General features: G+C 44.0%; 11 protein-coding genes. 6 read left to right on the top strand and 5 right to left on the bottom strand.

Annotated features, from left to right (window positions below; genetic code table 11):
- Window positions 1-49: 49 nt before the first annotated feature.
- Together KXQ82_RS09365 and KXQ82_RS09360 are read right to left on the bottom strand one after the other, a co-directional pair.
- The gene (locus KXQ82_RS09365; protein ID WP_219487920.1) at window positions 50-541 is read right to left on the bottom strand and encodes a D-glycero-alpha-D-manno-heptose-1,7-bisphosphate 7-phosphatase; all 492 of its coding nucleotides are present in this window, start codon (window positions 539-541) and stop codon (window positions 50-52) included.
- Window positions 542-717: 176 nt separating this feature from the next.
- On the bottom strand, window positions 718-2346 hold the full coding sequence (locus tag KXQ82_RS09360) for a hypothetical protein (RefSeq protein ID WP_219487918.1): 1629 nt from the start codon (window positions 2344-2346) through the stop codon (window positions 718-720).
- A gap of 81 nt (window positions 2347-2427) precedes the next feature.
- On the opposite strand from KXQ82_RS09360, the gene KXQ82_RS09355 reads away from it, so the two are divergent.
- The 6 genes from KXQ82_RS09355 (at window position 2428) to KXQ82_RS09330 (ending at window position 9588) form a co-directional block, all read left to right on the top strand.
- A complete protein-coding gene (locus tag KXQ82_RS09355; protein WP_219487917.1) occupies window positions 2428-2814 on the top strand; it encodes a DUF423 domain-containing protein in 387 nt (128 codons plus the stop codon).
- Window position 2815: 1 nt separating this feature from the next.
- A complete protein-coding gene (gene priA, locus KXQ82_RS09350; RefSeq protein ID WP_219487916.1) occupies window positions 2816-5299 on the top strand; it encodes a replication restart helicase PriA in 2484 nt (827 codons plus the stop codon).
- A 44-nt stretch (window positions 5300-5343) separates the two neighbouring features.
- Entirely contained in the window at window positions 5344-6228 is an 885-nt protein-coding gene (locus tag KXQ82_RS09345) for a hypothetical protein (RefSeq protein WP_219487915.1), read from the top strand.
- Window positions 6229-6413: 185 nt separating this feature from the next.
- Window positions 6414-8081: a DUF6600 domain-containing protein gene (locus KXQ82_RS09340; RefSeq protein WP_219487914.1), complete on the top strand. Its 1668-nt coding sequence runs from the start codon at window positions 6414-6416 to the stop codon at window positions 8079-8081.
- A 174-nt stretch (window positions 8082-8255) separates the two neighbouring features.
- Window positions 8256-8855: a NanQ anomerase/TabA/YiaL family protein gene (locus KXQ82_RS09335; protein ID WP_219487913.1), complete on the top strand. Its 600-nt coding sequence runs from the start codon at window positions 8256-8258 to the stop codon at window positions 8853-8855.
- Window positions 8856-8931: 76 nt separating this feature from the next.
- Window positions 8932-9588, top strand: a complete 657-nt coding sequence (locus tag KXQ82_RS09330; RefSeq protein WP_219487912.1) for a protein-L-isoaspartate(D-aspartate) O-methyltransferase — start codon at window positions 8932-8934, stop codon at window positions 9586-9588.
- Window positions 9589-9674: 86 nt separating this feature from the next.
- Here KXQ82_RS09330 and smpB read toward each other — a convergent pair whose 3' ends face one another.
- Genes smpB through KXQ82_RS09315 form a run of 3 tightly spaced genes read right to left on the bottom strand, consistent with a single transcriptional unit; the run spans window position 9675 to window position 12718 of the window.
- Window positions 9675-10127: an SsrA-binding protein SmpB gene (gene smpB / locus KXQ82_RS09325; protein ID WP_219487911.1), complete on the bottom strand. Its 453-nt coding sequence runs from the start codon at window positions 10125-10127 to the stop codon at window positions 9675-9677.
- A 51-nt stretch (window positions 10128-10178) separates the two neighbouring features.
- Window positions 10179-12068 (bottom strand): Nramp family divalent metal transporter, encoded by a 1890-nt coding sequence (locus KXQ82_RS09320; protein ID WP_219487910.1) that lies wholly within the window; start codon window positions 12066-12068, stop codon window positions 10179-10181.
- Complete coding sequence (locus KXQ82_RS09315; RefSeq protein WP_219487909.1) at window positions 12065-12718, bottom strand: metal-dependent transcriptional regulator; 654 nt, start codon at window positions 12716-12718, stop codon at window positions 12065-12067. Before KXQ82_RS09315 ends, KXQ82_RS09320 begins: the two co-directional genes overlap by 4 nt.
- Between the last annotated feature and the right edge of the window lie 93 nt (window positions 12719-12811).

The raw sequence follows: 12811 nt of genomic DNA, 5'->3' as shown, positions 1-12811 counted from the left end.
ATGGCACGAAAGTAAAGTTTAGGATTGCTTCGTGCCTCGCAATGACGGATTATTTGATTTGATCCAACACCGAACTGATCGGCTGATCGCTATCGATCAATATCCCTTTAACACCAGCGGCAGTACCGGCTATTACATCCCGTTCACGGTCGCCAATAAAATAGGATTGTGCCGGGTCGATATTGTATTTGGCTATGCCTTGCAACAGCAGGCCCGGTTTAGGCTTACGGCAATCGCAGTCGCCGGTAAAATCGGGGTGATGCGGGCAATAGAACATATCGGTAAACTCAACGCCATGCGCTTTGTAGGTATCGCGTAGGTGCTGGTGCATAGTGGCAAGGTCGGCTTCGGTATACCACCCTTTAGCTAAGCCGCCCTGGTTGGTAGCCACAATAAGTAAATAGCCACGGTCTTGCAGTGTTTTTAATGCTTCAAAATTATCAAGCACTTTAAAGTCGTCAACACGGCAAACGTAATCGCCCAACTCCTTATTCAAAACACCATCACGATCTAAAAAAACGGCCTTAGTCTTAGCTTCCATATGGCTGCGAAAATAGGAAAATAAATCATTTGAAATTGCAATCGAAAAAGAGGGTGGGATAAGTGCGATTCCCCTCTTGAGAGGGGTGGAGGGGTGTGTCCTTAACCGTGCGACCAACACACCCCTGCAACTTCGCAATCCAACGTGCCCCATCTCAGGAGGGGAACTAAATAAGGCTATGGTTGCGAAACCGCCACCGCCGCCGTATCCATCCTCGCCACTTTCAAACTATCGGGCATATTAACCCGCATGTAAAAATTGGTGTAAAAATTATTTTCGGATGCTGTGAACTGATACGCGGCAGCGTAATAGTTGTTCCAACCGGTTTTATCTGCAGCAAAGGCCATGGCGTATTCAGGCTTTAGGTCTGTTTTCAACAATTGCCCTGCATTTTTAAAATGCACAAAAAACGATACGTTGCTGCGCTCGGCCTGAAGGTTATCAAAACGGCGGTACTCTTCATTGTGACTCAAAAGGTTGCCTTTGGTATAGTTATTATAATAGCCCGATAAACCTTCCTGCGAGTTACAGATCATCAGGTAATTATCAACGATCATAAAATAGGGTCTCCTGAAAATGCTGAAGGCCTCGCCAAGCAGGTAAAAAGGTATTTTATCATAATTAAATTGCCCAACATCATCATTCAGCATTTTACTGATGTTTACCATATACGGGCGAAATTTAAGCCCGTTCTTTATCTTAACCAACGCTATCTTTTCCTGGTATTTGGTGGTGATGACGGCAAACTCTGTACCCAAAGCGTCCATAAAGGCTTTGGTAAGCTCAACACCGGTTTCTTTTTTTATACGGCTAAATACCTGGCCTTTTTCTGTACTGTAGCCGTTTTGTATTTGCCATTGAAACAAGTTGTTTTCAAACTTAACAGCATCCGATACCGCGAAATTAATGCTGTAAGCCGTTGTAGCCGGGAAAATATCCTTCAATTCGTTTTGCTCGGGCTGCTGGTAACGAAACAGGCTGAGATAGCTCTTTGTATCCGCGCCATCAACTTTGCTGATACCGTTAAACATCAGCGCATCGGTTTTATAATTCAGTGTAAGCGCGCCACCCGAATTAAGCTGCCTAAAACTCCGGAAAATGTCGGTATTCGTGTTTTTGAACATTTTATCGAACAGGGGCGATAGCTGCAGATAGTTCACATACAAATTAGCTATCGAGTTGGCATTTTGCTGGTCGGATAACTGTACAAACACATTCTCATGCTTTTTATCGCGATACAAAACCGATGCCTCCACCAGCGCTTTCGAAAAACTTGCCGATACGTTATTATCCCCATCGGTAATTAGGTAGAGGCTGCGTTTGGTACTGTTGAGGTAAATATTAAATCCTGGCTTACCACCAATTTTCAGATCGTGAATGATCATGCCGCTGCTATCCGGGCGTTTGGCCAAAGCCTCAACATATCCCGATAGCTTATCATTGCCCGTTGCCGTTATCAAAAAATCAAGGTTGTCCGATCCGCTTTGCGGGTGCAGCGATATAAATATGCTGCTACCATCAAATAAGGGCTTCAATTGCGGGTTATCCAGTAAATGTGTCTTCAGGTCAGTCAGCTCATTGGTACGCACATCGCCAATAAGGGTGCTGAGCAGGGTATTGCCTTTAAAAATATCATAAAAGCTGCCATCGTTCTTATACTCAAATATTAGCGCGGCATCGGCAGGGATATCCGTCATCACCTTGCCCGATCGTTTTCCCGGTGGGTTAAGGTTTTTAAAATACTTAACCGTTATCCCTGCAACGGCAAGGATCAATATCAGGGTAATAATCAGGTTACGTATCATAGTCGGCAGTGCAAATGTATATTTTTACGCTGCCTTGTCTAAGTAATTCTTTTCAACTTGTTAACTTAGCGCAAATTTCCAATGAATAAACGCATCATCGTAACCGCTTCTTTTTTCGGATTATTGGCTGTAATTGCCGGTGCTTTTGGTGCGCATGCTTTAAAAAAAGTGCTCACCGCCGATCAGCTCGCCATTTGGCATACCGCCGTAGAGTACCAGTTTTACCACGTTTTCGCTTTGCTTTTCCTGTCTACATTTTCGCGCTTTAAAAGTAAGATCATTAATACCACGTTCTATTTATTCTCGTTTGGTATTATCCTGTTTTCGGGTTCGCTATACTTGCTGGCTTGTCGCGATGTTTTAAACTGGGGCTGTATAAGTATTGCGGGGCCAATTACACCTATTGGCGGCTTGTTATTTATTGCCGGATGGGTTACATTAGCAGTTGCCGGATTTAGGAACAAATAGCATGCTCGACTTTGCCGAACCAACACTTACCGAAAGAGAAACTCTTTTTGTTGAGGTGATATTGCCTTTGGCTATCGCTAAAAACTACACCTACCGCGTACCGTTTGATTTGAACAGCGCTGTAGCTATAGGTAAAAGGGTAGTGGTGCAATTTGGTAAAAGCAAGCTATACACGGCCATCATCGCATCCATAGGTAACCAGGTTCCCGAAAAGTACGAGGCGAAATATATCATTGATATATTGGATAACGAGCCGATAGTTAATCCTGCTCAGCTAAGTTTTTGGAAATGGATTGCCGATTATTACCTCTGCCATGTTGGCGAAGTAATGAACGCTGCTTTACCATCTGCCTTAAAACTTGCCAGCGAAACTAAAGTTACACTAAATAAAGGTTTTGAATATGATAAGAGCATACTGAACGATAAGGAGTACCTGATAGTTGATGCCCTCGATCTGCAGCCCGAGCTTACCGTTAGCGATATAGCCAAATTACTCGGGCAAAAAACAGTGATGCCGATATTGAAGCAGCTATTCGAAAAGAACATCATTCATATATCCGAAGAAGTAAGCGACCGGTACAAACCACGCAAACGCACTTTTTTGTCGCTCAATCCGGTATATAACAACCCGGACCAAATGCGTGAGCTGCTCATGATTTTGGAACGGGCACCCAAACAGGCCGACGCGGTGCTAGCTTACATTCAATTATCGCGCAAGCAAAAGCTCATATCAAAAACCGAACTCACCGAAGCCAGTGGTGCAGGCCCTGCGGCGATAAAAGCCTTGCTTGATAAAGACGTACTTATTGCCGATGAAAAGAACGTAAGCCGCCTGTATGCCGAAGAGGACGAACTAAGTGAAGGCTTTACCCTGAGCGAAATGCAGCAAACAGCATTAAGCAGCATCAAAGCGCAGTTTGAGCAAAAAGATGTGGTGCTGTTACATGGCGTAACCTCATCGGGAAAAACGCAGGTGTATATCCGCCTTATTGAGCAAATGTTGGCTAATGACAGGCAGGTACTTTACCTCTTGCCGGAGATAGCGCTTACCACCCATATCATCGAGCGCCTGCGCAAGTATTTTGGCAATATTATAGGCGTTTACCATTCCCGTTTTAACGATAATGAACGGGTTGAGGTGTGGCAAAAAGTACTCAAAGGCGATTTCAGGATTGTGCTTGGCGCACGGTCATCCGTTTTTTTGCCTTTTGAGGATCTTGGCCTCATCATCGTTGATGAAGAGCACGAAAGCTCGTACAAGCAGTTCGATCCGGCCCCACGCTACAACGCTCGCGATGCATCCATATACCTGAGCCATGTGCACCATGCAAAAGTGTTGTTGGGTTCGGCCACGCCATCCTTCGAATCGTATTACAACGCCAAAACCGATAAGTATGGCTTGGTAGAAATTACTGAACGCTTTGGTGGTGTACAGCTCCCACAGATAGAAGTAGTCAGCATTACGCAGGAAACCAAGAACAAAACCATGCAATCGCATTTCAGCAGCGTATTGATGGCAGATATGGCTTTGGCTTTGGAGAAAAAAGAACAAGTCATCCTTTTCCAAAACCGTCGGGGATATGCACCGGTAATCCTTTGTAAAACCTGCGCCTACTCGCCAAAATGTATCAATTGCGATGTAACGCTTACCTACCATAAAAGCAGTGGTAAACTGCATTGCCACTATTGCGGCTATAAAGAGGATACGCCAAATATTTGCCCCGCCTGCGGTTCGGCGCATCTGGAACAAAAAGGTTTTGGTACCGAAAAGGTGGAAGATGAGCTGAGCCTGTTAATGCCCGATGCCCGCATCGCCCGTATGGATTTGGATACCACCCGTTCCAAAATGGCTTTCCAAAATATCCTGAATGATGTTGAGGAGAAAAAGATAGATATCCTTGTCGGGACACAAATGGTAGCCAAGGGACTCGATTTTCCGGATATTACCGTTATTGGTATCATCAGTGCTGATAGCCTGCTCAAGTACCCGGATTATCGCGCCAACGAGCGCAGTTTCCAGCTATTGGCGCAGGTAAGCGGACGTGCAGGCCGCCGAGGTAAGCAGGGTAAGGTGGTTATCCAAACTTACGATCCAAACCATCGTGTGATCAAACAGGTGATAGAAAATGATTATACTGATCTGTACAATACCGAAATGGAAGAACGTAAGGCTTTCAAATACCCGCCGTTCTATCGTATCATCGAACTTAACATCAAACACAAAGAACCCGAAAAGCTATACCTGCAGGCAGAATATATTGCCAAGGAGTTGCGCAAGCATTTTGGCGACAGGGTGATAGGCCCCGAATTTCCGCTCATTAACCGTATCCGCAATTACTACATAAAAAACATCATGCTCAAGTTTGAGAAGGATACCGTATCCATCACCAAAGTAAAAGCCATATTGCAGGATGTTTTATTACAATTTCAAACAACTAAGCTGAGTAAGGGTTGTATCGTACAGCCGGATGTTGACCCGTATTGATAAGCAATCAACGAAATATTATCTTTAAAGCCTGATCCTTACCTATGAGAAGAGCTGCCTTTATTATACTGGTGTTATTTTGCGCCTGCCATTCTGACCCAAGAGCAGTATTATCAGGAAATGAAGTGTTACTATATCCTTACTGTGATAGAAAGTTTGAGTGGAAAGATATTGAGAAGCGGGACGATGAGCTTAAAAACAGTTTTATGAAAGTAGCGCAAAGCTTTTTAACTGATGAATATAGAGTATATAACCTAAGTTTTGACCCTCGGATAGATGAGTTTAAAAAAGCATTGCACGTGGTAGATTTTAATGGTGATGGCAAAAATGACCTAATATTTGACGGAGATAGCGGAGGTGAGCCAAAGGAGATTGCTTTTATATTAAATACAGGTAAGGGATTCAAAATTATTTTTAAGGATTTTCAAGGAGTGGACAGGATTGATTTTGAGAGTAGTAAGGTTTCGAGATTATATATTAAGGATTGGGGGTGTTGTGCAGCACATATGACTTTCAATAAAATTTATACGGTTAGTTTTATGAATAATATCCCGAAGTTTAAGCTAATATACTTTACAGGTCATCACCAGGATACTTATTTTCCTAAAGAATATTTTGACAAACCCATCAAATTTTGCGTGTTAGATGATCATTATAAGATACGTACCAAGCCGATGATAGATGATACTTGTAAAACCTTCATTAGCGGAGAGCCTTTGAAAGGCGACGCTGTTGGTGAGTTGGCTAAAGGCTCAAACGGTAGGGCTATCGCCTCACAAACTGATAATACAGGCCGGATTTGGTGGTTAGTTGAGATGGATGTAAAAAGCAAGGTGAAAAGCGATGTTTTTTACGATGATGACGATAAACATCCTGCCTCCAAAATGGGCTGGATAAGTAGCCGTTTTGTAAAAAAGACTAATGATTGATACCACATAAATCATATCAACCAAACAATCAAGTTTAGTAAGGGTTGTATAGTACAACCAGATGTTGACCCGTATTAATTGTACTGGCTATACGTAACAATTTACTATGCATGCATAAATAACTTAGATGTCATGCAACCTTTGCAATTTCCCATCGTCATAACATTATACAAATACTAAATAAGATGAAAAAGTTAAGCACCTTAATTATATCAACCCTCTTTTTAGCGGGTTGCGATGTGCAATATTATAGTCAGAATCCACAGGGCCCGGTTGCTCAGCCAGAACAGGTATACCAGGCCGACGGAGATTATCAAACCTTTTATGATGACCTGAGCCCTTACGGCAATTGGATAAACGACCCTAACTATGGTTACGTATGGCAACCTAATGCGGGCCCCGATTTTAGGCCATATGCTACAAATGGCCATTGGGTATACTCTGATTATGGCTGGACCTGGGCCTCAAATTACCAATGGGGATGGGCAGCATTTCACTATGGCCGCTGGTTTTACCAGAATGGCTACGGCTGGATGTGGGCTCCCGGCAACGAGTGGGCACCTGCCTGGGTAACATGGGGCCAAAGCGGCGACTATTATGGCTGGGCACCGCTTTCGCCTGGTGTAAGTATCAGCGTTGGCTGGAACCCGCCGTCTAACTATTGGACCTACGTACCGAGTCAGCACATATACCGTAACGACGTTTATAATTACGTGGTGATAAACAATACCACAGTAATTAACCGCAACGTAGTGATCATTGATAACATGTACCAAACCAAAGGTTATGGTAATGGTAGGTACAACCGTGGCCCGGTAGTGGCTGATGTGGAGCGCTCTATTCATGATAGGGTGCGTCCCGTGGTTATCCGTAACAATAACCGCCCCGGCGAAACTTATGGTAACGGTGGCTTAACGGTTTATCGCCCTACCATCAGGCCAACCAACCAAAACTCAGGTTCAAGGCCGGCGCCACGTAATGTACAGAACTATGGGCAGGGAAGGCCGGGTAATCAACAAGGCAATGGTAACAATAACCAAGGGAATAATAACGGCAACTACGGTAATAATGGTAACCAACGACCGGTACGCAGTGGTACTAATCCGCCACCTGCTACCACCGGCCAGCAGCCTGTGGTAAACCCACCTGCAAACAATGGTAACCCAAATAACAACCAGGGCAACAACGGTTATGGCAACCAGAATAACCAGCAACGCCCTGGTCGTAATGGTGGTTACGGTAATCAGCAACAGCCTGCCACAAATCCCCCTGCCCAACAGCCGGTTGTAACACAGCCGCCGGCAAACAATGGTAACCAGGGTAACAACAATGGCAACCAGAATAATCAGCAACGCCCTGGTCGTAATGGTGGTTACGGTAATCAGCAACAGCCTGCCACAAATCCCCCTGCCCAACAGCCGGTTGTAACACAGCCGCCGGCAAATAATGGTAACCAGGGTAACAACAATGGCAACCAGAATAATCAGCAACGCCCGGGCCGTAATGGTGGTTATGGTAACCAGCAGCAGCCTGCAACAACGCCTCCTGCCCAACAGCCGGTTGTAACACAGCCGCCGGCAAATAATGGCAACCAGGGTAACAACAACAACAACAACAACAATGGACAGCAAGGAAACCAGCGCCCGGTTAGGGGGCAGGGTAATCAGCAACAGCCGCCGGTACAACAGCAACCTCAACAAGCTCCGCAGCAACAGCCAAGAACAACAGTTGAGCGCCCGAGGCCGGTAGAAAACAATCAGCAAAAGCCTGCGGCAACGGCTGCACCGCAACAACAAGAACAACAACAGCCACCGGTTCAGCAAGAAACTTCACAAAGAGGAAGGCGACCGTAAAATGGCTATAGTCAACAGTGCCGAACTTCGGCTTGATAATTAATTAGAAAGTCGCCCCCCATAATCAGGGCGACTTTTTAGTTATTGTAATTACCATAATATCGTTACTTAATTGCTTGTTAAATAAATAAGCTATTATCTATATTTACCTCACCAATACTGAACAAATAATTTATGAAAAAATTACTTTTATCGGCTACCGTAGCTATAATCACTCTTTTTATAACAAATCAAGCCGCATCGGCCCAAACTAAAGCCGAAGCCGATAAATGGTTTACTGCACACACTTACCTTAACGGTGTGAAAATTGTACCGGCCCCTTTAACCAACACCGTTGAGTTTGCCAAACAATACAAGCTGAACAAAGATATTTGGGATAAAGTATTCGCCTATATCAAACGTACCAACCTCGACTCGCTGCCTGTAGGTAAATATCCTATCGACGGCACTAATGCCTTTGCATCAGTTACCGATAACCCTACTAAAGCTTACGATCAAACCAACTGGGAATCGCACCGCAAATACATTGATTTTCAATACGTAGTTCAGGGTGGCGAGGGAATGGCTGTTGCGCCTGTTGCAGCTGCTAAAGTAACCGACCCGTACAATGAGGCTAAAGATGTTGCTCATTACGAAGTTGAAGGCAAGCAATATGATGCGCGCCCCGGCACATTTTATCTGTTCTTCCCGTCGGATGCGCACCGAGTGAATATTAAGGTTGATGGTGCTGAGCATGATAAAAAGTTGGTGATCAAGATAAAGTATACGGAGTAAGTCCAACCATCTTTTTCTTCACATTTTCCCTTTTGTGGATATCTGTATTGGCCTTTCTTATAACTTCGCACACAGAATGGCTTACAAGTATATTGATAACTACAGGGAGCAGGGCGCCCGTAAACGCCTGGTTGAATTACTGAACAAAAAAGGCATTGAAGATGCGCAGGTGCTTGCTGCCATGGGTAAAGTACCACGACATTATTTCTTCGATGAAACTTTTTGGAACCAGGCTTATAAGGATATCGCTTTCCCTATCGGCGAAGGGCAAACCATTTCGCAACCCTATACTGTAGCTTACCAAACCGAACTGCTCCACATCAGCAAAGGTGATAAGGTGCTTGAAATAGGTACCGGCTGTGGTTATCAAACCTGTGTGTTACTGGAATTAGGCGCTAAGGTGTACACTATAGAGCGCCAGGAAAAGCTGTATCATCGTACCAAACAGGTATTACCCCATATAGGTTATAAAACTAATTTCTTTTGTGGTGATGGCTCAAAAGGTATCCCCAAACACGCACCCTTTAACAAGATCATTGTAACCGCCGGGGCACCTTTTGTACCAGAGGATTTGCTTAAGCAACTCGCTATAGGTGGCATACTGGTTATTCCCGTAGGCGATGAGCAGAGTCAGAAAATGGTAACGGTACTCAAAGTTAGCGAAACCGACTACGAAAAGATAGTACTTGATACCTTTAGGTTTGTACCCTTGGTAGGTGATAGAGCCTGGTAGAGAAAAGAGGCAAGAATTTAGAATCAGGAATCAAGATTTTTACAGTTAGTCTTATTGTCTTGCATCTTGATTCTCGGCTCTTGATTCTATCTTTTCAAAGCCCTGTCCATCTCAATCTTACTATCCCGTTCTTTCATCGTTTCGCGTTTATCAAAGGTTTTTTTACCCTGGGCTAAGGCTATTTCGAGTTTGGCAAAGCCTCGTTCGTTAATGAAGATGGCAAGCGGGACTATGGTGAAACCCTTTTCTTCAGTACGGGTTTGTAGTTTTTTGAGTTCTTTTTTGTTGAGGAGCAGCACCCGGTCGCGCTTTTGCTCATGGTTATAAAATGAGCCATGCGAGTACTCTGCAATATGCAGGTTGCGCACAAATAACTCGCTACCGATAAAGGTGCAGAAAGCATCGTTCAGGTTTGCCTTATTGTCACGGATGGATTTTATCTCGGTGCCCAGTAGCTTTAAGCCAGCTACATATTTATCCAGTATCTGGTATTCAAAGTATGCTTTTTTATTCTTGATGTAAATCTTCTCCTCGGCCATAACGGTGCAAAGATAATGCGATTTCGGATTTTGGATGTTTGATTTCGGATTTTATATTTTAGCCCCCGGCCTAACGATCAATATCGGTACATTTACCTTATGCCTTACCGCATCCACGGTAGTGCCAAATATCAAATCCTTCAAAGCCTTGTGCCCGTGCGATCCCATCACAATAAAATCTATGCTTTCTTTCTTTACAATATCCGCTATTGCGTTGGATGCCTTGCCATAGCCTATGATGGAATGCGATTGATAGCCCATTGCCTCTAACGCGGCTACATATTTATCCAGATTCTCTTTATCACTTTGCGTTTCATGGTCGAGCGTTTCTGTACCGTGATAGCTTGCTGCCGCGGTTTCTACAATATGAATCAGCGTGTATTCGGCTTTTTTTCCGCCCTGCATAATAGCATGGCGGAGAGAATCCTTATCGTTATTCGAAAAATCAATGGTAATGGCTATCTTTTTATATACCGTGTTCTCAAAATCGGTAAGTACGGCAGCAACACCATGCGGCACACGCATTAATGGTGATTTATGGTGTTTAAAGAATATTGGCCTGAAAAATACATACAACAACAGTATTGCTATTCCGATAGTAAGTGGTATCACTAAAGTATATATCCACATTGCGGATGCCGGGTAATCTTTAAGCCAGGTGCCTATTTGCTCATACACCAGCTTGGCATTTAACCCTACAATGATTAACGCGCTTAGCCATGCCAGTATTTTAACAACCGGACCAATGGCAAATTTGCCCATCTGCTCTTTATCGGCTGTAAAGTGGATCAGCGGAATAACCGCGAAACCTAACTGCAGGCTCAATACCACCTGGCTTAATATAATAAGACTGGTGAGCGCATCGTCCCCAAAGTAAACAATGGTTAATACTGCAGGTACAATGGCTAACAGACGCGTTAACAAGCGGCGCAGCCAGGGCTGTACACGCAGGTTAATATGGCCTTCCATAATGATCTGCCCGGCCAAAGTACCGGTAATGGTTGAGCTTTGGCCCGAAGCGATCAGCGCCACCGCGAACAGCACCGGCGCCACCGCGCCAAAAATATGATCGAGCAGTTTATAAGCGTCTTTTATCTCGGCAACCTGGAAATAACCATTACGGAAGAACGCGCTTGCCGCGAGTATCAATATGGCCGCGTTTACAAAAAATGCCAGGTTTAAGGCAATGGTAGTATCTATAAAGTTAAACTTAAGCGCGTTGCTTATACCTTCATCACTGCGGTCTATCTTACGGGTTTGCACCAGCGAAGAATGCAGGTATAAATTATGCGGCATCACTGTAGCACCTAATATCCCGATAGCGATGTACAGCTCGGCCCCCTTCATATTATGCGGGAAAAAGCCTTTGGCTACTTCAACTATATCCGGCTTCACAATAAACATCTCTATCAAAAATGCCAGTCCTATCACAAATATCATGGAAATAATAAAGCCTTCCAGCTTGCGCATGCCTTTATTCATTAAAAACAGCAGGAGCAGGGTGTCGCTCACGGTTAATGATATACCCCACAATAACGGCAGGTGGAAAAGCAATTGCAAGCCAATGGCCATACCTATTACTTCGGCCAGATCGCAGGCGATAATGGCTATTTGTGCCAGTATGTACAGCCAAAAGTTTACAAAACGGGTGTAGGTGTTTTTTGAGGCTTGTGCCAGATCAAGCCCGCGCACAATACCCAGCCTTGTACTTAACGATTGCAACAGCAACGCTATCATGTTTGATAACAGCAATACCCATATCAGTCTGTAGCCAAAGGCGCTGCCGCCGGCAATATCTGTTGCCCAGTTTCCCGGGTCCATGTAGCCAACGCTCACTAAATATGCCGGGCCTAAAAAGGCCATTACCTTGCGCCAGCCTGTTTTGTTTTCGGTAGCTACCGAACTATGTACATTGCCTAATGATTTTTCTTGCCTGCTCATATGGTAACTAATATATTTTTTGCCACATCGCGGCTAATACTCACTGTATTGTTGTTAACGCTTAACAACACCGAATGGTCGAATGCTATTACCTCAATTGGCTTAATTTGTTTGCCTATGGTTAAATTCATTTTTTCGAGATACTGTAAAAATACAGGGGCGTGCTCGCGTACACCCATAATAATGGCGCTTTGCCCGGGCTGTAGGGTTGATATGGGTATCAACTCGTCTTTTTTTATACAGCCTGTACTGTCAGGTATAGGGTCGCCGTGCGGGTCGTATTTGGGGTTGCCCAAAAACTTATCCAGCCTGTCTATCAATTCAACCGATGTAATATGTTCAAGCTCTTCGGCTAATTCATGCACTTCGTCCCACTTAAAGTGGAGTTTCTCTACCAAAAAAAACTCCCACAACCTATGTTTACGCACAATATTAATAGCAATGGCTTTGCCTTCTTCGGTTAAGCTAACACCCTGGTATTTGGTATAATTAATAAGCTTTTTATCAGCCAGTTTTTTCAACATATCGGTTACCGAGGCTGCCTTGGTATTTACTGACGCCGCTATGCTGTTTGTACTCACACTTTCATCAGTTGGTACCGATAGGTGATAGATAGATTTAAGGTAATTCTCTTCTGTGTATGAGTTCATTTCAACAAATCTAATTAAATTTTTAGACTTGCCTAAATTTTATGAAATGAAAGCTGTTGTAACAAATTTATTTTGTTAGAATATCTATTTTAA

The organism is Mucilaginibacter rivuli (assembly GCF_019391655.1).
Lineage (GTDB): Bacteria > Bacteroidota > Bacteroidia > Sphingobacteriales > Sphingobacteriaceae > Mucilaginibacter > Mucilaginibacter rivuli.
This window is presented reverse-complemented; position numbering and strand designations above follow the sequence as displayed.

What these genes read in the sequence shown, in the direction of transcription:
- KXQ82_RS09365 (WP_219487920.1), bottom strand. Translation starts at nt 541, where the DNA reads ATGGAAGCTAAGACTAAGGCCGTTTTTTTAGATCGTGATGGTGTTTTG.
- KXQ82_RS09360 (WP_219487918.1), bottom strand. Translation starts at nt 2,346, where the DNA reads ATGATACGTAACCTGATTATTACCCTGATATTGATCCTTGCCGTTGCA.
- KXQ82_RS09355 (WP_219487917.1), top strand. Translation starts at nt 2,428, where the DNA reads ATGAATAAACGCATCATCGTAACCGCTTCTTTTTTCGGATTATTGGCT.
- priA (WP_219487916.1), top strand. Translation starts at nt 2,816, where the DNA reads ATGCTCGACTTTGCCGAACCAACACTTACCGAAAGAGAAACTCTTTTT.
- KXQ82_RS09345 (WP_219487915.1), top strand. Translation starts at nt 5,344, where the DNA reads ATGAGAAGAGCTGCCTTTATTATACTGGTGTTATTTTGCGCCTGCCAT.
- KXQ82_RS09340 (WP_219487914.1), top strand. Translation starts at nt 6,414, where the DNA reads ATGAAAAAGTTAAGCACCTTAATTATATCAACCCTCTTTTTAGCGGGT.
- KXQ82_RS09335 (WP_219487913.1), top strand. Translation starts at nt 8,256, where the DNA reads ATGAAAAAATTACTTTTATCGGCTACCGTAGCTATAATCACTCTTTTT.
- KXQ82_RS09330 (WP_219487912.1), top strand. Translation starts at nt 8,932, where the DNA reads ATGGCTTACAAGTATATTGATAACTACAGGGAGCAGGGCGCCCGTAAA.
- smpB (WP_219487911.1), bottom strand. Translation starts at nt 10,127, where the DNA reads ATGGCCGAGGAGAAGATTTACATCAAGAATAAAAAAGCATACTTTGAA.
- KXQ82_RS09320 (WP_219487910.1), bottom strand. Translation starts at nt 12,068, where the DNA reads ATGAGCAGGCAAGAAAAATCATTAGGCAATGTACATAGTTCGGTAGCT.
- KXQ82_RS09315 (WP_219487909.1), bottom strand. Translation starts at nt 12,718, where the DNA reads ATGAACTCATACACAGAAGAGAATTACCTTAAATCTATCTATCACCTA.